A 23,819-nucleotide genomic window follows, 5' to 3' on the forward strand; every position below is an offset into this window, starting at 1 on the left:
TCCGCTTGCCCCCATCCGGGTCACTGGGTGAGCAGACGGCGGACTGCCGCACGTGCCGACCCGATGCAGGCGGGGATCCCGACCCCGTCGTATGCCGCTCCGCCTGCTTCCAGCGTCGGCGGCAGACCCGCCCGGACGCGCTCGACGAGCCCGCGGTGACCCACGGCGTACTGCGGCAGCCCACCGCCCCAGCGCTGCACGTGCAGGTCGAGCGGGGCGGGCAGCGGGCCGAGGACCGTTGTCAGGTCGTCGAGGGCCAAACCGGCCAGTGCCGGGTCGGGTCGCTGCATCGTGGCCTCCTCACGGTGCCGTCCGAGCGAGGCCCGGACGAAGGTGAGGTCCGGGTAGGCGTCGGCGAGCCACGGCCACTTGACCGAGCTGAAGGTCGAGGCCTTGATCGTGAGCGGCTCGGTCGGGGGGACGAGGAAGCCGCTGCTGCCTGCGAAGGGATCGCCGACCGGCCCGGGGAACGCGAAGGTGACGATCGCCATCGACGCGTACTGCACCGTGGCGAGGGCGGCCGCCGAGGTCGGTGCGACGGTGCCGAGCAACCGGGCCGCCGGAGCGGCGGGCGTGGCGATCAGCACCCTCTCGAAGCGCCAGAGCACCTCGTCGGTGCTCGGTCCGGTGACGAGGCTCCACTGCCCCGGGCGTCCGGCCATGCGACGCACCATCGTCCTCGTGTGGATCTGCACGCCCTTCGACTCCAGGGCTGTGGCGAGCAGGCCGGGCAACCTGCCGAGCCCGCCGACGAGGGTGGCGAAGACGGGCCCCGGAACGCCCTGGTCCGGCCGGGACTGCGTGGCCGCATCACGAGCGGCCTCGAGCAGCGACGCGCCCGTGCGCCCAGCGGCATACAGGCTCGGGACGGCGACCTCGGCCGAGATGGCGCGGGAGTCGCCCGCGTAGATGCCGGCGAGCAGTGGCTCGACGAGCTTGTCGGTCACCGCCGCGCCGAGCCGGTCCTCGACGAGCCGCCCGATTGCGACGTCGCCGCCGATCGGGGCCGAGACGACCTCGTGGCGCAGTCGGTCGACCTCGATCGAGGTCAGCAGCCCGGCAACCGAGTCGGGGTCGGACGGGATGCCCATGAGGGTGCCTCGCGGCATCGGCCAGCGCGCACCGCGCGAGACGATCGAGGCACCCACCGCAGCCGGGTGCGTCAGGCGGTCGACGAGGCCGAGCTCGTCGGCGAGCTGGGTGGCTTCGGGGCGCCGCACGAGTACGGACTCCGCCCCGACGTCGACAGGTGCGCCCGCGACCTCGGCCAGCCGGAGGCGCCCGCCGAGCAGCGGTGAGCCCTCGAGGACGGTGACCGACAGGCCAGGATCGGCCCGGACCAGCTCCCAGGCTGCGGCGAGCCCGCTGATCCCGCCCCCGATGACCGCCACGCGAACACCCATGGGTGCACTCTGCCACCAGGCTCCATGCAACGCTCCGGGGCTCCCGGGTGTCTGAACGGGTGAACGGCGCCGCCCGGTGCCGCAGAGCCGAGGGGCAGACGATGACCGCAGTCACCGGAGGTCGACCCAAGGGCTGGTTCCATCGGCGATGGGTCTGGGCACTGGCCGTGCTCCTCCTTCTCGTCGTGGCGTTCCCGGTCGGGCTGCAGTTCCGCCCCGGTGTCACCAGCGGAGCGGCCAGCGACAGCTCGGCCTCCCCGCCGGCGCAGCCCGGCGCGGGGCTGCCCGCCGACGAGCTGGCCCGCATCGGCGCCGGCAGCCCCGAGGTCCCGGACGCGGGGCAGTCGCCGGCACCGGGGACGGCACCGGCCCGGGACGCGGCGGGCAGCGGGGCGGCCGCCGGCACGCCCGTCGTGGGACCCAAGATCGCCCGCTCGGCATGGCTCGGGATCCAGGTGTCCGATCTGGTCGGGGCCAGCGGCACGGTCCGCTCCCTCACGGCGGCGGCGGGCGGCCAGGTGCTCTCGGAGAGCGTCGTGACCGCGCCCGACCCGACCGGAGGCCCACAGCCCGGGCTCGGCGTCGAGGCCAGCATGCCCCGGGTCGGGGTGGACCAGGCCCAGATCACCGTGCGGGTCCCTGCGGACAAGCTCGACGGGCTCGTGAACGGGCTCTCCCGGATCGGGACGGTGTCCTACCGGTCGTCCCAGAGCGAGGACCTCACCGACGGCTACGTCGACGTGACGGCCCGGATCGGACCCCTGCGCGACGCCGTCGCCCAGGCCCGCGCGCTGCTCGCCAAGGCGACCAGCCTCTCGCAGATCATCGCGCTGGAGAACGAGGTGACACGACGGCAGGCCGAGCTCGACTCGCTGCAGAGCCGGCTCGCGACCCTCGAGCGGCGCACCACGACCTCGGACGTCACGGTGAGCCTCTGGACCGGCGCGACGCCGGTGGCCACGAGCGGCTTCATGGCGCAGCTCCGTCAGGCGTGGACCGGGCTGCTCGACTCGGTGACCGTCCTGCTCACCGGGGTGGCGATGCTGCTCCCCTGGCTGCTCGTGCTCCTCGTAGCCGTCCTGCTCGGGCGCCGGTGGTGGACGCGGCGGGGGTCCGGCTCCGGACCGGCGAGGCCGGCCGCGAACCCGACCGACTGACCTGGCCGGTCCTAGCCGCGGTTCCGCACGGCCTTGCGGCGCACGAGGGCGCCGACCTCACGCACCTCCGACACGTGTAGCGCGGCGGCCACAGCGAGGTAGACCACGACGAAGACGAGGCCGGACAGACCCAGGACGAGGGCGTTGGCGAAGACCCGCTGTGACGTGCTCATCTCGGCGAGGTCCGCAGCGATCGGTGAGACCACCACGAACGCGCCCCAGCCGAGCAGGCCCGCAACAACCGCGGCCACACCGATCCGGGCGGCACTGACGAGCACACGGCTCAGGCCCAGCGGGCCGAGCCGGCGGCGCAGCAGGATCAGCCCGGTGCCGGAGCTGAGCACGTTGCCGACAGTCATCCCCGCCGCGACGACCCCGAGGGCCCACTGAGGTGGGGTGAGGTAGGTCACCGCGGCGGCCAGCGCGGTGACCGCCGTGAGGACCACCTGCATGACGAGGGGCGACCGGCCGTCGTTCAGGGCGAAGAACGTCCGGTAGCAGAGCAGGTCGATCCCGAAGGGGATGATGCCCAGGACCATGACCGTCAAGGCATAGCCGCCCAGCTCGATCGAGACGGCGTCGATCCCGGGGTTGAGCAGGGCGACGATCGGACCCGCCCCGATGATCATGAAGACCACGACCGGAAGGTTCGCGACGAGGGGCAGCGTCAGGCCACGCCGGAAGTTGGCCAGCATCGCCGGCGTGTCCTGGTCGGCGGCGTTCCGCGACAGTCGCGGGAAGAGCGCCGTGATGATCGAGACGGCGATGAACGCGTGGGGCAGCATGAAGATCGTGAAGGCCACCTGGTAGAGCAGGGGGCCTCGGATGGGGTGGGTGGCAGTGCCGAAGCTCGCCGCACGGTTGAGGACCGCGGTGTTGATGAAGAACCCGAGCTGCGAGACGGCGAGACCGGCGAAAGCCCAGAGCGCAAGCCGGCTCACCCCACCGAGCCCGACCCCGCGCAGACCCCAGCGGGGCCGGTAGGTGAAGCCGGCCCGGCGCAGGGCGGGGACCAGCCACAGGGCCTGGGCTGCGACCGACAGGGTCGCCGTGCCGGCGAAGAGCCAGACCATCCCGCCGGTCCATGCCTCCGGCGGACGCGGCAGGTGCTGGCCGGTGCGATCCACGTGGGAGGGGTCGGGGTAGATCACCATGAACGCGACGAGTCCCCCGATCGCGACGACGTTGGCGACGAACGGGGCCCACGCGAACGCACCGAAGCGGTCCCGGGCGTTGAGGATCTGCCCGAGCAGGGCGTAGACGCCGTAGAAGAAGACCTGCGGCAGGCACATGAGGGTGAAGGCGAGGGCAAGGCTGTTGAACTCGGGGCCGCGGCCGCCGCTCAGCAGCCACACGAAGAAGCCGGCGCCGAACATGACCACTGCCGTGAGCCCGAGCATCCCGGCCAAGGCGACCGTGACGACCCGGTCGGTGAACTCCTGGCCGCCGTCCTGCAGCCTCATCGCGCGGGACAGGGCCGGCACGAGGACCGCGTTGAGGATGCCGCCGGCGGCCAGCAGGTAGAGAACATTGGGCAGGGTGTTCGCCAGACCGAAGGCGTCGCCGGCCGCCAGCGTGCCGATGATCGCGGTGAGCAGCGCCCCCCGCACGACACCGAGCACGCGGGATGCGAACGACCCACCGAGCATGACGAGGCTCGACCGGGCGAGGGACCCGTCGGCCATCAGCGCGTGGACACCTCGTGCACGAGATCGGTGATGCGCGTCAGCACGTCGGGATCGACGTCAGGCAGCACACCGTGGCCGAGGTTGAAGATGTGTCCTGGTGCGCGCCGGCCCTCCTCGACGACCTCGACGACGGCCGCACGGAGCACCTCCCACGGAGCGAAGAGCAGCGCCGGGTCGAGGTTGCCCTGTACCGCGTGGCCAGGGCCGATCCGCTCGCGGGCATCGGTGAGGCTGACGCGGTAGTCGACGCCGACGACCTCCGCGCCGGCCGCGGCCATGTCCGCGAGCAGCTCGCCTGTGCCGACACCGAAGTGGATCCGGGGGACGTCGAGGCCGGCGACGGCGGCGAGCGCTTGTGCCGAGTGGGGCTGGACGAAGCGGGTGTAGTCGGCCCGCGACAAGGCACCGACCCACGAGTCGAAGAGCTGGACCACCCTCGCGCCTGCCTGCGCCTGCACCCGCAGGAACGCCCCGGACACCTGGGCGAGCCGGTCGCACAGCGCGTGCCACAGGGCTGGGTCGCCGTGCATCAGTGCCTTGGTGCGCACGTGGTTCTTCGAGGGCCCACCCTCCACGAGGTAGGACGCGAGCGTGAAGGGCGCGCCGGCGAAGCCGATGAGGGGGGTGTCGCCGAGCTCCGCGACGAGGAGCCGGACCGCCTCGGTGACGTACGGGACATGTCCGCTGGTCAGCTCGGGCACCCGCTCGAGGTCGGCGCGCGACCGGATCGGACGCGCCACGACCGGGCCGACACCGGCGACGATCTCGATCTCGAGTCCCACGGCCGCGACGGGCACGACGATGTCACTGAAGAAGATCGCGGCATCCACCCCGTGGCGGCGCACCGGCTGCAGCGTGATCTCGGTGACGAGCTCGGGGCGGGTGCACGCCTCGAGCATGGAGGTGCCTTCCCGCAGGGCGCGGTACTCCGGCAGGGACCGGCCGGCCTGCCGCATGAACCAGACCGGGGTGCGCGACACCGGCTCGCAGCGCGCGGCACGCACGAGGTCGCTCGACCGGGTGCGCGCAGGGGCTGTGGAGGGCACCGCATCATCCTGCCACGCGCCCGCGTCCCGGCCGAGCCACGCGCCCGCATCCCGGCCGAGCCACGCGCTCGCGTCCCGGCCGAGCCACGCGCTCGGCGTGGCCTGCGGACAGAACCGAGGTGAGCGACATACTCTCGTGTGGTGCACACGAAGACGCTGCCGGGCGCGCAGGACGCGGGTTTCATGAGGGTGTTGAACACCCTGCGCGACGTGCGCCTGCGACCGGAGGTGCGCCTCACCGAGGTCCCCGCCCCGAGCCGCATCGCACCGCACGCGGCGGCACTGACCGGTGACGTCCTCGACCCCACCGATCCGGAGGACGAGCTCGCGACGGGTCGCTTCGTGCTGCTGTATGACCCCGCCGAGCCCGATGCCTGGGACGGGGCGTGGCGCATCGTCACCTTCGCCCGCGCCGAGCTCGAGCCCGAGCTGGCCACCGATCCCATGCTCGGCTCGGTCGGCTGGTCCTGGCTGATCGATGCCCTCCACGACCGCGGCGTCGCCTGGACCGCCGAGGCCGGCACCATCACCAGGGTTGTCAGCGAAGGCTTCGCCGGGCTCGCCGACCGCGCTGCCAGCGTCGAGATGGAGATCCGCGCCTCGTGGACTCCCACCGATGAGGCGCTGACCGAGCACCTGCGCGCCTGGGGCGACATGCTCTGCACGATCGCCGGCATCCCACCGCTGCCCGACGGCGTCGTCGCGCTCCCGGGCCCGCGCCGGTGAGTGACGCCGAGCAGTCGGCGAGCCTCTCCGAGGAGCTCGCGCTGCTCGCCGCCCCGGTCGAGGGGGTGCCCGATGTCATCGCCGACCAGACGGCCCTGGCCGAGGCAGCCGACGCCGTCAGGTCGGGCCGCGGGCCCATCGGGCTCGACGCCGAGCGGGCCTCCGGGTACCGCTATGGCCAGCACGCCTACCTGGTGCAGCTGCGCCGGAACGGGACGGGCACCTGGCTCATCGACCCCGTCGCCTGTCCCGACCTGGGGGTCGTCGACGACGCGATCGGCGACAGCGAGTGGATCGTGCACGCCGCCACTCAGGACCTCGTGTGTCTCGCCGAGGTGGGCCTGCACCCGCGGGTCCTGTTCGACACCGAGCTGGGCGGGCGGCTCGCGGGACGGCCCCGGGTCGGTCTCGGCGCGATGGTCGAGCACTACCTCGGCGTCCGGCTCGCCAAGGAGCACAGCGCCGCGGACTGGAGCTCGCGTCCCCTCCCGGAGCCGTGGCTTCGGTATGCCGCTCTCGACGTCGAGGTGCTCGGTGACCTGCGTGACGCGGTGGCCGACGACCTCGAGCGACAGGGCAAGCTCGGGTGGGCGCGCGAGGAGTTCGACCACCTGCTGTCCTTCACCGGTCCCGAGCCCCGGGTCGATCCGTGGCGGCGTACGTCGGGCGTGCACAAGGTGCGCAGCAGGCGCGGGCTGGCCATCGTCAGGGAGCTCTGGCTGGACCGTGACGCCATCGCCCAGCGCCGCGACGTCGCCCCTGGCCGGGTGCTGCCCGATGCGGCCATCGCCGAGCTCGCGACCGAGCACCAGCGCGACAGCCGAGCACCCCGCTCGGTGGGCTCGAAGGAGCCTCGCCTCGCCCGGTCGATCCGGCGCAACGAGGAGGTCATCGTCGAGGGGATCGCCGCCGCGCTCGCCCTGTCCGACGACGAGCTGCCAATGCTGAGCCTGCCCAACAGCGGTCCCCCGCCGGCTCGTTCCTGGGCCGACCGTGATCCCGTGGCGGCAGCCCGGCTCGGCCGATCCCGCGAGCTGATCGCTGCGGTCTCGCAGGAGCTCGCCGTACCGGTCGAGAACCTGCTGACCCCCGAGCTGCTGCGCCGCTTCCTCTGGGAGGGACCCGCCGACCCCACGACCGACGACGTCAGCCTCGCGTTGCGGGCCGTCGGCGCCCGCCCGTGGCAGGCGACGCTCACCGCACCCCTCATCGCCCGGGCCTGCGCCGAGCACCCGGTGCCGCACTCTGGGTAGCCCTCGGGGTGTCGATTGGCGCCTAACTCATATATGAGTTAGGCTCTGGGTCGTGTCACATCAGCCATACCTCACTCGAATCGGCAGCCTCATCCGGGACGCCCGCCGCCACAAGGGCCTGACCCAGGCCGAGCTCGCCCACCTCCTCGGCACCTCGCAGGGCGCGGTGACCCGCATCGAAGCCGGCAAGCAGAACATGAGCCTCGACACGCTCGCCCGCATCGGCGACGCCCTCGACTCGGAGTTCGTCTCCCTCGGCTCGGCTGGTCCGCAGCATCTGCGGGTCGTCGGCGGGCGCAAGCTCTCCGGGTCGATCGACGTCAAGACGTCCAAGAACGCTGCGGTCGCGCTGCTCTGTGCCGCGCTGCTCAACCGCGGGCGGACCACCCTGCGCAACCTCGCGCGGATCGAGGAGGTCAACCGGATCCTCGAGGTGCTCGCATCCATCGGCGTGCGCACCCGCTGGCTGCCGGACAGCAGCGACCTCGAGATCGTGCCGCCCGAGGCGCTCGACCTGGCCGCGATCGACGTCGACGCGGCCCGCCGCACCCGGACCGTCATCATGTTCCTCGGCCCCCTGCTGCACCAGCACGAGAGTTTCGACCTGCCCTACGCCGGCGGGTGCGACCTCGGCACGCGCACCGTCGAGCCGCACCTGGCGGCGCTGCGCCACTTCGGCCTGCACGTGACGGCGACCCACGGGGCGTACGAGGCGACCCGCGACGCCGCCGTGCACCCCACTCGTGCCATCGTGCTCACCGAGCGGGGCGACACCGTCACCGAGAACGTCCTCATGGCGGCAGCCCGCAACCCCGGCACGACGGTCATCCGCAACGCCTCCTCGAACTACATGGTCCAGGACCTGTGCTTCTTCCTCGAGCGGCTCGGCGTGCGGATCGAGGGCATCGGTACCACGACCCTCACGGTGACCGGGGTCGACGAGATCGACGTCGACGTCGACTACTCCCCCAGCGAGGACCCCATCGAGGCGATGAGCCTGATCGCGGCCGCGGTGGTGACCGACTCCGAGATCACGATCCGGCGGGTCCCGATCGAGTTCATCGAGATCGAGCTCGCGACGCTCGAGGGGATGGGGATGAAGTATCGCGTCTCCGACGAGTACACCTCCGCCAACGGTCGGACTCGGCTCGTCGACCTCACCACGATTCCCGGCCCGCTCCAGGCGCCGACGGACAAGATCCACCCGATGCCCTTCCCGGGGCTCAACATCGACAACCTGCCCTTCTTCGCCCTGATCGGGGCGGTCGCGCAAGGCAGCACGATGATCCACGACTGGGTCTACGAGAACCGGGCCATCTACCTGACCGAGCTGACCAAGCTCGGCGCCAAAGTGCAGCTGCTCGACCCGCACCGGGTCATGGTCGAGGGGCCCACGCGCTGGCGCGCTGCCGAGGTCGGCTGCCCCCCGGCACTGCGCCCGGCCGTCGTCATCCTGCTCGCGATGCTGGCCACGCCCGGCACGTCGATGCTGCGCAACGTCTACGTGATCAACCGCGGCTACGAGGACCTCGCCGAGCGGCTCAACGCGCTCGGCGCCACGGTCGAGGTCTTCCGCGACATCTGACGAAGATGCAGCGCAGGTCGGGGGCCGAGCTTGCGAGGCACCCGGTCGGAGCGGAGTCGAGGAAGTGTCGCCAGAGGGCGCGCGACGACCCACCACGATCGCACTTCTCGTGGCGATCCGGCGCGACACGCCACGAAAGCCATCCCTCCAGCCTTGACCAGCGCCACATGGATCCGTCCAGAATATGGCTGCTGACCACATGAGCCCTCTCGGGCACCGTCCCTAGTCTTCCCGCATGGCCGACACCTCGCTCACCGCACCTGCGACCACTGGCGGCCCGGTCGACCTCACCGGTCGCAACGCACTGGTCACCGGTGCGGCGAGCGGGATCGGTGCAGCCATCGCCACCGCCCTCGCCGGGGCTGGGGCCACGGTCCACGCGGTCGACCGGGACGAGCCCGCTCTCGAGAAGCTCGCCGTCGCGACCCGGGTCGAGCCTGTCGTGGCCGACCTGGCCGACCTCGACGGGCTCGCGTCCCTGCCGACCGACATCGACATCCTCGTCAACAACGCCGGCATCCAGCACGTCTGTCCGATCGAGGAGTTCCCGCTCGAGAGATTCGACCTCATCCTCGCCCTCATGCTCGCCTCGCCCTTCCGGCTCATCAGGCAGTCTCTGCCGCACATGTACGCCAGCGGCTGGGGCCGGGTCGTCAACGTGTCGAGCGTCCACGGGCTGCGGGCGAGCGAGTTCAAGTCGGCGTACGTCACGGCCAAGCATGGACTCGAGGGCCTGTCCAAGGTCGCCGCGCTAGAGGGGGCCGCGCACGGCGTCACGTCCAACTGCATCAACCCGTCGTACGTGCGCACCCCCTTGGTGGAGAAGCAGATCCACGACCAGGCCCTCACCCACGGGATCCCCGAGGCGGAGGTCGTCGAGTCGATCATGCTCTCGCCGGTGGCGGTCAAACGGCTCGTCGAACCGGGCGAGGTCGCCGCCCTCGCCGTGTTCCTCTGTGGCCCGGCCGCCGCGTCGGTGACCGGGGCGTCGTTCGCGATGGACGGCGGTTGGACGGCCCACTGAGCGGACACGTGGGCCCTGCGTCCGACCGGAAGATGCGCGATCACCGACCTAGGATCGGCTCCGTGCCAGACGACGAGCTCCCAACCGACGAGCAAGGCCGGCTGCTCCACCTGCTGGAGCTGCTGGCCGCCCACGCGACCGTCCCCGACGTCGTCGCCGTGCAGGTGCCGCCGCGGGCCCGCGAGCTCGCCCTGCGCCTCGCGCAGGAGCGCGACGCGCACCTCGCCCGGGAGGCCGCCCTGTCGGCCCTGCTCGACATCGCGCGGGAGCTCGCCTCGGAGAGCGACCCGGCCGGTGTGCTCGACGCGATCGTCCGGCGGGCCCGGATCCTGTTGCGCACCGACCTTGCCTACCTCACCGTCTACGACCCCGAGGTCGGCGACACCTACATGCGAGCCACGGACGGGTCGATCTCCGCGCGGTTCCAGTCCGTGCGCCTCGCCCTCGGAGACGGCCTCGGCGGCCTCGTCGCCTCCACCCACAAGCCCTACTGGACCGCGGACTACACCAACGACCAACGCTTCGCGCACACTTCGGCGATCGACAGCGCGGTCGCCGACGAGGGCATCATCGCCATCTGCGGCACCCCGCTCATCGTGGAGTCGCACTTCGTGGGGGTCCTCTTCGCCGCGAACCGGTCTCCCCGCCCGTTCACCCGCGACGAGGTGTCCCTGCTCGGCAGCCTCGCCGCGCTCGCCGCCGTGACCCTGGTGCAGACCCGGGCGCTGGCGGAGGCGGAGCAGGCGGTGCGGGCTCTCTCCGAGGCTCACGAGACCGTCCGACAGTATGCCGCCGGTGTCGAGAAGGCGGCCGCCGCACACGACCGCTTCGCCTCCCTGGTCCTGCAGGACGGGGGCGTCGAGGGCATCACGAAGTCCCTCGTCGAGCTGCTCGGTGGTTGGGCGGTCCTCACCGATGCCGAGGGCGAGCGACGCAGCGAGTCGGGCCCGGTCCCGCAGGATCTCGGACTCGTGACCGACGGCAACTGGGGATCGGGGCGGCTCGTCGAGGTCGACGGGACCTATGTCGCGCCCGTCAGCGCGGTGCGCGACCGGCTCGGCACCCTCTTCGTCGGTGGTGTCGAGGACCTCAGCGACTCCGACCGGCGCACCATCGAGCGAGCCGCCGTCGTCACCGCCCTCGTCCTGCTCTTCGAACGCGCTGTGGTCGACTCCCACCAGCACGAGCGGGACCGCCTCGTGTCCGACCTGATCAGTCCGCGTGGCGGGATCGACGACCGGCTCGCCCTCACCCGGTCGGCCGGCTTCAACGCAGGGCAACCCTTCTGCCTGCTCGTGATCCGCGGTGACGATCGTGCGACATCACGCAGCGTGCTGCTCTCGACCAGCACCATCGCCGGTGCTGACGCGCTCGTCGGCGCCCACGACGGAGACATCGTCGCGCTCGTGCCCGGTGACGACCCTGACGGCCTGGCCAAGTCGATGGCGGCCCGGCTCGGACGCCGGGCCGGGACCACCGTGGCGGGGGTCGGCCCCCTCGCCGGCGTCGGCGGCATCCCGGACGCACATGCCGCGGGAGTCCGCACCGTCCGCGCGTTGCTCGCGCTGGGCCGCCGCGGGATGGGCGGCGCCGCGACCGAGCTGGGTTTCGCGGGACTGATCGTCGGCTCGGAGCCGGACATCGGTGAGTACGTCGCGCGCGTGCTGGGCCCGGTGCTCGACTATGACGAGCGTCGCGGCACCGACCTCGCCGGCACACTCGCGGCATACTTCGCGGCCGGGTCCAGCCCCCGCTACACGGCCGGGACGCTGCACGTGCACGTCAACACGGTCGCCCAGCGCCTCGAGCGGATCACGGCGCTCCTCGGCGACGCGTGGCAGCACCCGGACCGGGCCCTCGAGATCCAGCTCGCGCTGCGGCTGCGGGACCTGCTGCTCACGCCTGGCTGATCGCCTCCGCTCGCTCGAGGCGGCGGTCGATGGCGTCGGCCACAGCCGTCACCCCCGGCTCCTCGAGGATGACGGTGTAGTGGTTGGCGTCGACGTCGTGCACGGCGATGTCGGCCGGCACGTCGAGCGCCCTGAGCCGATCGTCGTCGTAGAGACCCTGCGCCTCGTCGAGCAGCCCGCGGTGTGCCCAGACGAGCTCGATGCTGGAACCTTGGGCGACCGCCTTCGCGACGGCGCCGTGGGTGTCGGCGTCGGCGAGCACATCCGCACCGTCGGCTCGGATGACGTCGAGGACGCAGCTGCTGCGCCAGCCATCGTCCTCGGTGGGAACGAGGTCGTGCTCGAGGTAGGCGCGCACCGCGTCACCGGCCGTCCCGCGCAGCGCAGGACCGACCGCGGGGTGCTCGCTCCAGAACTGCACGTATGCCGCTGGGCCGGCGAAGCGCATCGACAGCCGGTCCATCGCCGGGCCGATGACCGCTGAGAGGGCGGCGTCGATGTCGAGGCCGGGTGGAGCCGGGAAGGCGAGTCCGCCGTCGACCAGGACGGCCCCGGCGAAGCGCTCCGGGTGGGTGGCGAGCGCGAGGCCCGCGACGAAGGCTCCCATCGAGTGCCCGACCAGGACCGGCCGGGCGCCGAAGATCGAGGCGATCGTGGCCAGGTCCTCGACATGGACGCGCAGCCCGAACGGGCCACCCGCATCGGCGCTCGCGGCCCGCCCACGCAGGTCGGGTGCGAGGAACCGCACCGCGCCCGATCCGTGCCGACGGTCGATCTCCTCGGCGACCTTGCGCCACGAGAGACCGTTCGCGGTGATGCCGTGCACGGCCAGCACGACGGGAGCGCCGTCGACCGGAGTCCCCACGGTCAGATCGTGGATGCCGACGCTGCCGACCGGCAGCTCCATGACGAAGTCGGGTGCGGTGGTCATCAGAGACGTCCTTTCCGGAACAGGCGGGCTCCGAGCCCGGCGAGGCCCGTCGGTGCGAAGTACACCACCACCATGAAGAAGACCCCAAGGATGAACAGCGGCTGGGCGAGGACCTGACCGGCGACCTCGGGCAGGGCCTGGAACAGCGACGACCCGCTCACCTCGACGAGCCGGGCATCGGCGTAGTGGTAGAGGAAGCCGCCGAGCAGCGCCCCCCAGGTCCGGCCGGCCCCGCCGAGGACGACCATGACGAGCAGGCTGAGGGTGAACTCGGTCGTCGTGATGTGCGGGCTGGAGCCGCCGAGCACCAGCGCGTGGACGACTCCGCCGAGGCCCCCGAGGAAGGCACCGACGACGATCGCCAGCAGCTTGACCCGGTAGACCGGGAAGCCGAGGACGGCGGCGCGCGCCTCGTTCTCGCGCACCGCGGCCATGGCGTGACCGGCGCGGGAGCGGACGAGCATCGTGACGGTGACCGCGGCGACCACCGCGAACGCGAGGGCGAGCCAGTAGCGGTAGGGGGCGTTGGCGACCCCGACGAGCAGGTCGGGGATCGCCGCCCTGGGCAGGCTCGTGCCCTCCTCGCCGCCGGTCACGTCGCCGGGGTTGCGCAACACGATGATCGAGGCTGCCTGGGCGAACGCGAGGGTCACCATGGCGAAGGCGATCCCACCGACCCGCAACGCGATGGCGCCGACGAGCAGGGCGAGGACGGTGGTGAACGCGAGCGCGACGACGATGGCTGCCCAGAGCGGCAGCGACCAGGACGCCAGCGAGATCGTCAGCAAGTAGCTGCCGGCGGCCACGAAGAGCGCGTGACCGAAGCTGAGCAGGCCGGTGCGGCCGAAGATGACGTCGTAGCTGAGCGCGATGCCCGCCATCACGAGGCACGTCGCCACCAGCTGCATCGACCCGGGACCGTTGACCCGCCACGGCAGGAGCCCGGGCACCTCGACCGGGACGTACGGCAGGTACGCGAGGATCGCCACGACGAGCACGGCGGGCAGGACTGGCAGCCACGCCTTCGCCGGTCCCCGCTGTCCCACCGGTGGCGTGACGGCGGCCGACGGACGGGGCGGCTCGGTTGCTTCCGACGTGGACAGGGTCGGTGACCTCATGCCATCGCTCCCTTCATGGCGCTGGGTCGCAGCAGCAGGACGAGGGCGAGCAGCAGCACGACGGACAGGTCGCCGACACCGCTGGCCGCGTAGTAGTTGGCCAGCTGCTGGACCAGACCGACCGTGACGGCGGCGACCGCCGTACCCGTGAGCGAGCCCATGCCGCCGATGACGACGACGATGAAGGCGTAGATGAGCAACGAGCCGCCCTGGGCAGGGGACACGGTCCCGCTGTACTGCGAGTAGAGAAGCCCGGCGAGGCCGGCAGCCGCACCCCCGATCGAGAAGACGATCGTGAAGGTGCGTCGTACGTTGATGCCCAGCGCCTCGACCATCGTGCGGTTCTCGACACCGGCGCGGATGACCAGGCCGAGCTGGGTCAGGTGGAGCAGCGCCAGCAACCCGAGATAGAGCGCGAGCGCGACCAGGATGAACACGAACCGGTCGTTGGGCAGGCGCGCGCCGAGCAGCTGCGTCGTCTGCGACATCCACTCGGGCTTGGGCAGCGGCTTGGGGTCTGCCCCCCAGATCCCTTGGGCCGCGGCAACGCTCGCCAGCGCGAGGCCGACGGTGACGAGGACCTGCTGGATGTGGCGCCGGTAGAGCGGCCGGATGAGGACGACCTCGACGAGGAGGCCGACGACCGCGCCGACGACGATGGCGACGACAACGGCGATGCCGAGCCGTGCCGCGACCGGCATCGACGCGGGAAGCAGCGAGGTCATCGTCCACCAGCCGGCGTAGGAGCCGGCCATCATGAACGCGCCGTGGGCGAAGTTCAGCACGCCCATGAGGCCGTAGATGAGGCTCAGGCCGCTGGCGGCGAGGAAGTAGAGGGCCCCGAGCCCGACCCCGGTGACCACGAGCAGGAGCAGGTCGGTCATGCGGCACCTTCCTTGCGCATCGAGACGCCGAGCAGCTCGCGGGTGCGGTCGGCGTCGGCGACGAGCGTCGCGGCCCGGCCGCGGTGCACGACTCGGCCGGCGTCGAGGACGACGACGTCGTCGGCGATCCGACGCACCAGCGGCAGGTTCTGCTCGACGAGCAGGATCGGTGTCGAGCGGGCCACCTCGGCGAGGACGTCGGCGACCTCGGTGACGAGCTTGGGCGCCAGTCCCTTGGTCGGCTCGTCGATCAGCAGCAGCGTCGTCGGGCGCAGCAGCACCCGGGCCAGCGCAACCATCTGCTGCTGTCCGCCGGAGAGGGTTCCGGCGCGCTGGTTCCGGCGCGCCACGAGGTCCGGGAAGAGCCGGTCGACGACGGGTGCCTCGATGCCCCGCTCACGGTCGACGAGCCGGAGGTTCTCCTCGACGGTCAGGCCTCCGAACACCTCGCGGTCCTCCGGGACGTAGCCGATCCCGTCGCGCACGATACGCGTCGTCGAGTGCTTCTGGATCTCCGTGCCGGCGGCGAGGATCCGTCCGGTCCGAGGAGCCAGGCCGAGGATGGCCTTCAGGGTGGTGGTCTTGCCCACGCCGTTGCGCCCGAGCAGGGCGGTCACCCCCTTCGGCGCAACGTCGAACGAGACTCCCTGCAGGATGTGCGACCCGCCGTAGCGGACGTGCAGGTCCTCGACGGTGAGGATGGGGCCGGGGGTACCTGTGTCGGTCTCGTTCACAGCGCTTCTCCCAGGTAGGCCTGCTGGACCCGGTCGTCGGCCGTCACCTCGTCCGGGGACCCGGTCGCGAGCAGCTGCCCGTGGTGCAGGACGGCGACCCGGTCGGCCAGCCCGAGGACGACGTGCATGTGGTGCTCGACCATGGCGACCGCCACGCCGACGTCGCGGACCTCGCCGATGATCTCGGTCAGCCCATCGACGTCCTCGGCCGACACGCCGGCCATCGGTTCGTCGAGCAGCAGCACGGACGGGTCGGAAGCCAGGGCCATCGCGAGCTCCAGCTTGCGCCGGTCTCCGTGCGAGAGGTCACTCGCGAGCGTGTCCGCGCGGCCCGGCATACGGACCCGCGCGAGCAGCCCGTCGATCCGTTCGGCGTCGTCGCCCTCGGCACGGCGAAAAGGGGTGAAGGGCCGCTCCCCCGCCGCCTGGATGGCCAGGCGCACGTTCTCCCCGGCGGTCAGGCCATCGAAGAGGGCCGATGTCTGGAACGAGCGGGCCAGCCCCATCCGCGCCCGCCTGGTCGCGCTCTTGTTGGTGACGTCCTTGTCCCCCAAGGCGATCCTGCCCGTGGTGGCGCGCCGGACGCCGGAGAGGATGTCGACGAGGGAGGACTTGCCCGCGCCGTTGGGGCCGATGATGCCGAGCAGCTCACCGGGCCCAACGGACACGGACACGTCGTCGAGGATCTGCGCTCCTCCGACGCGCCAGCCGACGGCCTGTGCCTCGATCACTTGAACGGCGTGACCGGCGGGGCGACCGTCGCCGCGTCGAGCGTCTTGCCGAGCACCGGCACGTAGCTGTCGCCCTCCTTCTTGAGGGTGGCGGTGAACATCGGTTGCAGCATCGCGTGGTCCGCGGCGCGGACCTGCACCTGGCCCTTGGGGCCCTCGAACGTCCAACCCTCCAAGGCGGCGACCATGGCGTCGGTGTTCTCGCCGCTCGCCTCGAGGGCATGCACGATCATCTGGCCCGCGACGAACCCGTCGTTGGTGAACAGGTCGACCGAGGCGTTCTGCGCCTTCATCCCCGCCGCGAGCGCCTGGTAGGCCGCGTTGTCGGCCGCGCCGTCGAAGAAGTGCGAGAGGAAGTCGATCTTCGTGCCGGCTGCGCCGAATAGGGCGTGGGTCGGCTTGATGTCGAGGCCGGTCACGACCTTCGTCGTGTCGAAGACGCCCTGCTGCTCGAGCGTGGTCCACATCGCCGTCGCGTTCGTCCCGGCCCACGCGACGAAGAGCAGGTCCGGTGCCGCCTGCTTGATCTTGGTCGCGAAGGGGGTGAAGTCCGTCGCCGCGGCGGGGACCTCGACTGAGTCGACCTTCGCGCCCTTCGAGCCGAGGACGGCGTTCACCGCCGCGATGTTCGCCTTGCCGAAGGCGCTGTCCTGGGCGAGGACGGTGACCTTCTTGCCGCTGACGTCACCGAGCATCGCACCGGCGGTCGCCACGTCCTGCCAGGTCTGGCGGCCGGAGCGGAAGGTGTACTTGTTCGCACCGGTGATGGCGTCGGCGGCGGCCGGGCCGGAGATGAACAGCACCTTGTTGTCGGCGGCGATGGGCGCGACCTGCAGAGCCACCCCGGAGGCCGTCGACCCGGCGATGATCCTGTTGCCCTTGCCGATCAGGGCGGTGGCGGCGGCGACGGCCTTGGCCGGGTCACCGGCATCGTCCTGCTCGGAGATCTCGATCTTGTGGCCGTTCACGGCGCCGGTGCCCTTGGTCGCGTAGTCGATGCCGACCGTGAGCGACTGACGGTACTGCTCGCCGTAGCTGGCGAGCGGCCCGCTCTTCGAGTAGACGAGGCCGACCTTGTACGGCGCAGCCGCGCCCGCCGGCTGCTCATCGCCCGGCGACGCGTTCGCGCCGGGGCTCCCGGGTGCTCCGGGGCTGCCGCAGGCAGCCAGGGAAAGGGTGATCAGGCCGCCCGCGAGGGCGAGGCTCCACCGCTTGGACATGGTCGTCCTCCAGCTCCGGCCGGGTGCTCGCGCTCTTGCTGCAGCGAGATGTCGTCATCACCTGACCTCTGGCGCGAAGGTAGCCGTGCGGTACGGCCTCGTTGGTGGTGGGCGACACCACAAAGGTGGGGAACCCGTGTGTCTGCTCGCCACGCACCGTTCGCAAACCAGGACACGCCAGTGCCTCGCTGTTCTGTCACTCGGCGGTGAGCATTGCCACGGGCGTCCTGCGGCCGAGTGAACGCAGCGGCAGGCTGGCAGGACGTGCAGTAGTCGGAGGCAAGAGCAGCGCTATAGGGTGCACCGAAACTGACGGCACTAGGACGTAGTTCGAGACGTGCGACTCGACGCGTCCATGGAGAAACTTGGTATCAGCTGAAGAGATGAACACGACACCAACCAAGATGCTGATAGCGACCGACACACCAACCGACGTGGCCTCCATCCATACGAGTTCATCACCACTTACCAGCGCGGTCAACAGGTGGTTGTCGGACGGCTACCCCCTGCTACTGATAGCAGACGAGCCAACCGGGAACCTCGACTCCGTTACCGGCGCAAGCATCGTGAGACTGCTCCTGGACCTTCACGCGACTCGTGGGTCGACCCCCTCCTCGTTGCCACCCATGACGCCGCCGTCGCGGCGGCCTGCAACCGGGTCGTCGAGCTGCGCGACGGCCGACTGATTGCCGGGTACCAGACGGGAGCCGGCCCGGAGGCGTAGTCGCGCCGGCACCTCACCCGAGACGGCCCTGCAGGTCGGCGACGATCGCCTCGGCCGTCAGGCCGAGCGCCTCGAGGACCTGAGCGCGCGAGGCGTGCTCGAGGAAGCGCTTCGGGATGCCGTGCAGGTGGACGGGGATGTCCTGGCCGGCTTCGCGCAGCGCGAGGGTGACCGCAGCGCCGACCCCGCCGCTGACGAGGTTGTCCTCGATGACGGCGACGGTGCGGGCTTGCCGTGCGAGGGCGAGGACCGAGTCGCTGACCGGTAGGACCCAGCGGGGGTCGACGACGCGGACTGTGCGGCCGAGCGCGGCGATCTTCTCGCCCACGTCGACCGCGAGCCCGGCGAAGGCACCGACCCCGACGACGAGCAGGTCGGCGTCCTCGGTGCCGGTCTCGAAGAGCACGTCGACCTCGCCTGCGCTTCGCACCGCCCGGATCGGCTCGGCCACGTCGCCCTTCGGGAAGCGCAGGACGGTGGGCCCGTCGGTCACCGCGAGGGCCTCCCGCAGCTGGCGGCGTACCTGCTCGCCGTCGCGCGGGGCGGCCAGCCTCAGGCCCGGGACGATCGACAGGAGCGTCATGTCCCACATCCCGTTGTGCGAGGGCCCGTCGCCGCCGGTGATGCCGGCCCGGTCGAGCACGAAGGTCACCCCGGCCCGGTGGAGGGCACAGTCCATGAGCATCTGGTCGAAGGCCCGGTTGAGGAACGTCGCGTAGAGCGCGACGACCGGGTGCAGACCCGCGTAGGCCAGCCCTGAGGCCATCGTCACCGCGTGCTGCTCGGCGATCCCGACGTCGAACACGCGGTCCGGGTGGGCGGCGGCGAAGCCGTCGAGGCCGACGGGGATGAGCATCGCGGCCGTGAGGGCGACGATGTCGTCGCGCTCCGCGCCGAGGCGGACCAGCTCCTCGTTGAACTCGTCGGTCCAGATCCGCCCCCCGACCTCGAAGGGCAGGCCGGTCTCGGGGTTGATCTTGCCGATGCCGTGCATGTGGTCGGCTTGGTCGTCCAGCGCGGGCTGGTAGCCGCGCCCCTTCTCGGTGAGCACGTGCACGATGACCGGCCCGCCGAACTCCTTGGCCTGGCGAAGCGCCCGCTCGACCGCCTGCTCGTCGTGCCCGTCGACGGGGCCGTAGTACTTCAGGCCGAGGTCCTCGAACATCCCTTGCGGGGCGACGATGTCCTTCAGGCCCTTCTTGAAGCCGTGCAGGGTGTCGTAGACCGGCCCACCGACCAGCGGTGTGCGGGTGAGCGACCGCCTGCCCCAGGCGAGAACCTGCTCGTAGCCGCGGGTCGTGCGCAGCGTCGCCAGGTGCTCCGCGAGCCCACCGATCGTCGGGGCGTAGGACCGCTCGTTGTCGTTGACGACGATGACCAGCGGCAGGTCCTTGTCGACGGCGATGTTGTTCAGCGCCTCCCACGCCATACCACCGGTCAGGGCGCCGTCACCGACGACCGCGACCGTGTGCCGGCCGGCCTCCCCCCGCACGCGCCGCCCCTTGGCGATGCCGTCGGCCCAGGACAGGGCGGTCGAGGCGTGGGAGTTCTCGACGACATCGTGCTCGGACTCGCGCCGGCTCGGGTAACCGGAGAGGCCGCCCTGCTTCTTGAGCTTGCTGAAGTCGTGGCGCCCGGTGAGCAGCTTGTGCACGTAGGACTGGTGGCCGGTGTCGAAGACGATCGTGTCGCGCGGCGAGTGGAAGACCCGGTGCAGGGCGATGGTCAGCTCGACCACCCCCAGGTTGGGACCGAGATGGCCACCGGTCTTGCACACCTCGGTCACGAGGAAGGCTCGGATCTCCTCGGCCAGCTCCGGCATTCGGCCCACGGGCAGGGCCCGCAGGTCCTCGGGCCCGGTGATCGTCTCCAGCAGGCTCACGCTGTCCGTCATCCTCTCGTGCGGTCGTCGGGGCGAGTCTACGACGTCGTATGCCGCTCGGCGGGCTCCCGTTGTCCCTTTGGACAGGTTCTCCTGCCACCGCTTCTTCTACCGCCGCCGCTCGATGCTGTAGTCGTTGTGAGCCGGTAGACGATGACCCTGCCTGCAGCGGTGCCGGTCGGTGGGGTGCTGGTAACGGTGCTGTCACCAGCCGCAATCGAGTACGTCGGCTGGCCCCGCGGCGTCCGGTCTCGCGAGATCATCGGTTGCCATGGAACTGCCGGAGGACGCTGCTGATGAGCTGGTCGAGTTCTGGACGCTGCTGGACGAGGACCGTCGTTTACTGGCCGGCAAGCGTGGAGCGTCCGCGCTGGGCTGCGCTCTGCTGTTGAAGCACTACAGCCGGCATGGGCGTTTCCCGCGCAGTCGAGCGGACCTGCCGGACGCGGTGGTCGAGTTCGTCGCCCGCCAGGTCGGCATCGAGTCCGACGCCCTGACGTCGTATGAGTGGTCGAGTCGCACGGCGGAGTATCACCGGGCGGAGGTCCGGGCGCATCTCGGGTTCCGGGTGGCCACGGTCGCCGATCAGGGCCGGTTGACGTCCTGGCTGGCGGCGAATGTCACGCACGCCGAGCGGCGCGCTGAGCGGGGTGCGTGAGGAGCTGTTGACCCAGTTCCGGCGAGAGCGGATCGAGGCACCCACCAGCGGGCGGATGACCCGGATGGTGCGCTCCGCGCTGCGGACCGCCGAGCAGACCTGGACGGCCCGGATCACCGAGCGGCTGGACGAGCCAACCTTGGCCCGACTGCTCGCACTGATCACCGTTGACGAGGATGGTGGCGAGGGAGACGACTCCCTGGTGGACGGTGAGGCCGAGTCGGAGTCGAACTCGGTACTGGGGTTGATCAAGTCCGAGCCGGGCAACGTCAGCCTGGAGTCGATGATGACCGAGATCGCCAAACTCGAGGCGGTCCGAGCGATCGGGCTCCCATCGGATCTGTTCGCGGACGTGGCTCCGCGGGTGGTGGCCGGGTGGCGGGCGCGGGCCGCGGTGGAGGCGCCCTCGCATCTGCGCCGGCACTCGACCCCGTTGATGGTGACGTTGCTGGCCGCGCTGGTACACCGACGCGAGCTGGAGATCACCGACACCCTGGTGGAGCTGTTGATCGCGACGGTGCACCGCATCGGCGCCCGCGCTGAGAAGCGCGTGACCAACGAGCTGATCAACGCGTTCAAGAAGGTGACCGGCAAGGAGAACATCCTCTTCCACATCGCCGACGCCGCACTGCAACGGCCCGATGACGCGGTCCGGGAGGTGGTTTTCCCCGCCGTGACCGGCGGGGAAGAGACGCTGCGGGAGCTGGTACACGAGTTCAAGACGAAGGGGCCGGTGTACCGACGCACCGTGCAGACCACGCTGCGCGCCTCCTACACCGGGCACTACCGCCGCGGCCTGATCGCGCTGCTGGACATATTGGAGTTCCGCAGCAACAACACCACGCACCGGCCGGTGATCGACGCGCTGGTGTTGATCCGCCGGTACGCCGCCGCGGGGAACCTGACCTACTACCCACTCGGGGATCAGGTGCCCACCCATGGCGGCACCGCCGGTGACGGCGCCGTTGATCTACCGCACGGACACCCGCGGCCGCGACCGGGTGACCCGGATGGTGTACGAGGTCGCCACCTTCCAGGCACTGCGCGAGCAGCTGCGGTGCAAGGAGATCTGGGTCGTCGGCGCACTCCTGGCGCAACCCCGACCAAGATCTGCCGGCCGACTTCGAGCAGCGCCGCGAACAGAACTACCGGGAGCTGCGCAAACCGCTGGACCCGACCGTGTTCATCGACCAGCTGCGCACCGAGATGGCCACCGCCCTGGCCGAGCTGGATGCCGCGCTGCCCGGGCTGGAGTGGCTGGACGTCACCGACCGTGCCGCCGGACCGATCCGCCTGACCCGGCACGAGGCCGCACCCGAACCGGTCAGCCTGCGCCGCGTCAAAGGCCGAGGTCGCCCGCCGGTGGGGCACCGTCGCCCTGATCGACGTGCTGAAGGAGACCGTGCTACGCACCGGCTGCCTGAACCAGGTCGCGGCCGTGGCCGGTGGCGGCACCCTTCCGCCCGAGGTGCTGGCCGAGCGCTGATGCTGGTCATCTACGGCTACGGCACCAACACCGGCATCCGCGCTGTCGCCGCCGGCCACGGACACACCCACAGCGAGGAGCAGCTGCGCTACGCCCGCCGCCGCTACCTGACCCGCGAGGCCGCCGAACAGATCGCCATCGGCATCGCCAACGCCACCTTCGCCGCCCGCCGCCGGTCCCTGTGGGGTGCCGGGTCGCCGCGGTCGCCTCCGACTCCACCCATTTCCGCTCCTGGGACCAGAACATCTTCACCGAGTGGCACTCCCGTTACGGCGGCCGCGGTATTCTGATCTACTGGCACGTCGAACGCGGTTCCATGGTGATCCACTCCCAACGCCTGCGCGCCTCCGCCTCCGAGGTGCACGCGATGGTCGAGGGCGCCATCCGGCACGGCACCACCATGACGGTGGAGGGCAACTACGTCGACGCCCACGGCCAGTCCGAGATCGGGTTCGGCATCACCCGGCTCCTCGGGTTCGACCTGCTCCCGCGGATCAAGGCCATCAACCACGTCAAGCTCTACCGTCCCGCGCCCGGTGAGCCCGAGGCGTACCCGCGGCTGGGTCCGGCGTTGACCCGGCCCATCCGGTGGGACCTGATCGCCCAGCAGTACGACCAGATGATCAAGTACGCCACCGCGATCCCCACCGGCACCGCCTCCACCGAGGCCATCCTGCGCCGGTTCACCCGCTCCGCCTCGCACCCGACCTACCAGGCCAGGCTGGAGGTCGGCCGCGCCCAACGTACGCTCTTCGTCGCCCGGTACCTGCGCGACCGGCAGCTGCAACGCGAGATCACCGAGGGCCTGAACGTGGTTGAAGCGTTCAACCGGGCCAACGCGGTCATCTACTACGGCAAGGGCGCCGAGATCGCCTCCAACCGCGCCGACGAGCAGGAGATGAGCGTGGCCTGCCTGCGGATCCTGCAAGCCGCCCTGGTCTGGTCTACCTCAACACCCTGCTGCTGCAAGACGTCCTGGCCGAAGACCAGTGGGCCGGCCAGCTCACCGAGCACGACCGCCGCGGCCTGTCACCCCTGTTCTGGCAACACATACAGCCCTACGGCGAAGTCAAACTCGACATGCACGCTCGCCTCGACATCCGTGGTAATGGCCCATCAGTCCGGCCGTAAGGGGATCGGCTGTTGGGCGAGGTGGGGCGACCAGCGCTTCAGTTCAGTGCCGCTTCCACAGTCGACGGTTACGCCAATTTGACCTGTAACTCGCCGTCCCTTTAGGTAGCCGGACGTCGGTGGCAGGAAAGACTTCGCCTTCGTCGTCAACGTCGAACCTGTGCCGAGAAGTTAGGTCAAGGAGGCGTCTCAGCATAGGCACACTTGGAAGGTTCAGCACGATACGCGAAGATAATTCTCGGACTGCACTGACTGCTTGTAGCGCCCATACACGGCCCAACCGTCTGTGACGACGCGATATGTCTCGGTACCGTCTCCGTGGTAGTTGTAGTTGTAGTTGTAGTTGTAGTTGTAGTTGAGCATCTTGTAGAGGTAGCCTTGATTGGTATAGCCGCTATCCCACTGTTTGCGGTTGTTCCAGAAGCCCAAATGCCCGGTAGCGCTGAATAGTCACCCGAAGTGCGGTCTGAAGGTATCCGGCGCCCGAACAGAGGAACAGAGTTGCCAGCCTTCTCCATGGATGTAGTT

Annotated in this window: 20 protein-coding genes and 1 pseudogene; 11 read left to right on the plus strand and 10 right to left on the minus strand. The window is 70.8% G+C overall.

The genetic code is table 11. The features are described from left to right. Positions 1 to 20: 20 nt before the first annotated feature. Complete coding sequence (gene hemG, locus L0H79_RS02005) at positions 21 to 1,403, minus strand: protoporphyrinogen oxidase (protein ID WP_301482863.1); 1,383 nt, start codon at positions 1,401 to 1,403, stop codon at positions 21 to 23. A 101-nt stretch (positions 1,404 to 1,504) separates the two neighbouring features. Between hemG and L0H79_RS02010 the strand changes: the two genes are divergently transcribed. After that, positions 1,505 to 2,560, plus strand: coding sequence for a DUF4349 domain-containing protein (locus tag L0H79_RS02010; RefSeq protein ID WP_301482864.1), 1,056 nt, complete (start codon positions 1,505 to 1,507; stop codon positions 2,558 to 2,560). 11 nt (positions 2,561 to 2,571) lie between these two features. Here L0H79_RS02010 and murJ read toward each other — a convergent pair whose 3' ends face one another. Together murJ and hemE are read right to left on the minus strand one after the other, a co-directional pair. After that, a complete protein-coding gene (murJ, locus tag L0H79_RS02015) occupies positions 2,572 to 4,245 on the minus strand; it encodes a murein biosynthesis integral membrane protein MurJ (RefSeq protein WP_301482865.1) in 1,674 nt (557 codons plus the stop codon). After that, entirely contained in the window at positions 4,245 to 5,294 is a 1,050-nt protein-coding gene (hemE, locus tag L0H79_RS02020) for a uroporphyrinogen decarboxylase (RefSeq protein WP_301482866.1), read from the minus strand. Before hemE ends, murJ begins: the two co-directional genes overlap by 1 nt. 141 nt (positions 5,295 to 5,435) lie before the next feature. On the opposite strand from hemE, the gene L0H79_RS02025 reads away from it, so the two are divergent. The 5 genes from L0H79_RS02025 to L0H79_RS02045 all read left to right on the plus strand — a co-directional run bounded on the left by L0H79_RS02025 (position 5,436) and on the right by L0H79_RS02045 (position 11,792). After that, positions 5,436 to 6,020, plus strand: a complete 585-nt coding sequence (locus L0H79_RS02025; protein WP_301482867.1) for a DUF3000 domain-containing protein — start codon at positions 5,436 to 5,438, stop codon at positions 6,018 to 6,020. Then, positions 6,017 to 7,273 carry an HRDC domain-containing protein gene (locus tag L0H79_RS02030; RefSeq protein WP_301482868.1) on the plus strand — a complete coding sequence of 419 codons (1,257 nt, stop codon included), beginning with the start codon at positions 6,017 to 6,019 and terminating at the stop codon, positions 7,271 to 7,273. Before L0H79_RS02025 ends, L0H79_RS02030 begins: the two co-directional genes overlap by 4 nt. A gap of 52 nt (positions 7,274 to 7,325) precedes the next feature. Further along, positions 7,326 to 8,858 carry a UDP-N-acetylglucosamine 1-carboxyvinyltransferase gene (locus L0H79_RS02035; RefSeq protein WP_301482869.1) on the plus strand — a complete coding sequence of 511 codons (1,533 nt, stop codon included), beginning with the start codon at positions 7,326 to 7,328 and terminating at the stop codon, positions 8,856 to 8,858. A gap of 235 nt (positions 8,859 to 9,093) precedes the next feature. After that, entirely contained in the window at positions 9,094 to 9,882 is a 789-nt protein-coding gene (locus L0H79_RS02040; protein ID WP_301482870.1) for a 3-hydroxybutyrate dehydrogenase, read from the plus strand. Positions 9,883 to 9,944: 62 nt separating this feature from the next. Further along, the gene (locus tag L0H79_RS02045) at positions 9,945 to 11,792 is read left to right on the plus strand and encodes a helix-turn-helix domain-containing protein (RefSeq protein WP_301482871.1); all 1,848 of its coding nucleotides are present in this window, start codon (positions 9,945 to 9,947) and stop codon (positions 11,790 to 11,792) included. Here L0H79_RS02045 and L0H79_RS02050 read toward each other — a convergent pair. The 7 genes from L0H79_RS02050 to dxs form a co-directional block, all read right to left on the minus strand. Continuing rightward, positions 11,779 to 12,723, minus strand: coding sequence for an alpha/beta fold hydrolase (locus tag L0H79_RS02050; RefSeq protein WP_301482872.1), 945 nt, complete (start codon positions 12,721 to 12,723; stop codon positions 11,779 to 11,781). The two genes, L0H79_RS02045 and L0H79_RS02050, sit on opposite strands and share 14 nt — an antisense overlap. Further along, positions 12,723 to 13,841 (minus strand): branched-chain amino acid ABC transporter permease, encoded by a 1,119-nt coding sequence (locus tag L0H79_RS02055; RefSeq protein ID WP_301482873.1) that lies wholly within the window; start codon positions 13,839 to 13,841, stop codon positions 12,723 to 12,725. Before L0H79_RS02055 ends, L0H79_RS02050 begins: the two co-directional genes overlap by 1 nt. Continuing rightward, positions 13,838 to 14,725 carry a branched-chain amino acid ABC transporter permease gene (locus tag L0H79_RS02060; protein ID WP_301482874.1) on the minus strand — a complete coding sequence of 296 codons (888 nt, stop codon included), beginning with the start codon at positions 14,723 to 14,725 and terminating at the stop codon, positions 13,838 to 13,840. The genes L0H79_RS02055 and L0H79_RS02060 overlap by 4 nt, the downstream gene beginning before the upstream one ends. After that, positions 14,722 to 15,459 carry an ABC transporter ATP-binding protein gene (locus L0H79_RS02065; RefSeq protein ID WP_301482876.1) on the minus strand — a complete coding sequence of 246 codons (738 nt, stop codon included), beginning with the start codon at positions 15,457 to 15,459 and terminating at the stop codon, positions 14,722 to 14,724. Before L0H79_RS02065 ends, L0H79_RS02060 begins: the two co-directional genes overlap by 4 nt. Next, positions 15,456 to 16,190 (minus strand): ABC transporter ATP-binding protein, encoded by a 735-nt coding sequence (locus tag L0H79_RS02070; protein WP_301482877.1) that lies wholly within the window; start codon positions 16,188 to 16,190, stop codon positions 15,456 to 15,458. Before L0H79_RS02070 ends, L0H79_RS02065 begins: the two co-directional genes overlap by 4 nt. Further along, complete coding sequence (locus L0H79_RS02075) at positions 16,187 to 17,410, minus strand: substrate-binding domain-containing protein (RefSeq protein ID WP_301482878.1); 1,224 nt, start codon at positions 17,408 to 17,410, stop codon at positions 16,187 to 16,189. Before L0H79_RS02075 ends, L0H79_RS02070 begins: the two co-directional genes overlap by 4 nt. 737 nt (positions 17,411 to 18,147) lie before the next feature. Next, on the minus strand, positions 18,148 to 20,016 hold the full coding sequence (gene dxs, locus L0H79_RS02080) for a 1-deoxy-D-xylulose-5-phosphate synthase (protein ID WP_301482879.1): 1,869 nt from the start codon (positions 20,014 to 20,016) through the stop codon (positions 18,148 to 18,150). Positions 20,017 to 20,287: 271 nt separating this feature from the next. Between dxs and L0H79_RS02085 the strand changes: the two genes are divergently transcribed. The 5 genes and pseudogenes from L0H79_RS02085 to L0H79_RS22130 all read left to right on the plus strand — a co-directional run bounded on the left by L0H79_RS02085 (position 20,288) and on the right by L0H79_RS22130 (position 23,291). Next, positions 20,288 to 20,674 carry a DUF4158 domain-containing protein gene (locus tag L0H79_RS02085; RefSeq protein WP_301482881.1) on the plus strand — a complete coding sequence of 129 codons (387 nt, stop codon included), beginning with the start codon at positions 20,288 to 20,290 and terminating at the stop codon, positions 20,672 to 20,674. Beyond that, positions 20,634 to 21,971, plus strand: a complete 1,338-nt coding sequence (locus L0H79_RS02090) for a hypothetical protein (protein ID WP_301482882.1) — start codon at positions 20,634 to 20,636, stop codon at positions 21,969 to 21,971. Before L0H79_RS02085 ends, L0H79_RS02090 begins: the two co-directional genes overlap by 41 nt. Before the next feature lie 188 nt (positions 21,972 to 22,159). Beyond that, positions 22,160 to 22,450: a Tn3 family transposase gene (locus L0H79_RS02095; protein ID WP_301482883.1), complete on the plus strand. Its 291-nt coding sequence runs from the start codon at positions 22,160 to 22,162 to the stop codon at positions 22,448 to 22,450. Then, a pseudogene (locus tag L0H79_RS02100) lies at positions 22,342 to 23,034 on the plus strand (Tn3 family transposase); the annotation flags it as partial. The gene L0H79_RS02095 and the pseudogene L0H79_RS02100, both read left to right, overlap by 109 nt. 101 nt (positions 23,035 to 23,135) lie before the next feature. Further along, positions 23,136 to 23,291: a hypothetical protein gene (locus tag L0H79_RS22130; RefSeq protein ID WP_367652423.1), complete on the plus strand. Its 156-nt coding sequence runs from the start codon at positions 23,136 to 23,138 to the stop codon at positions 23,289 to 23,291. Positions 23,292 to 23,819: the final 528 nt, after the last annotated feature.

The sequence above is a fragment of the Intrasporangium sp. genome (genome assembly GCF_030452765.1).
Classification (GTDB): Bacteria; Actinomycetota; Actinomycetes; order Actinomycetales; family Dermatophilaceae; genus Intrasporangium_A.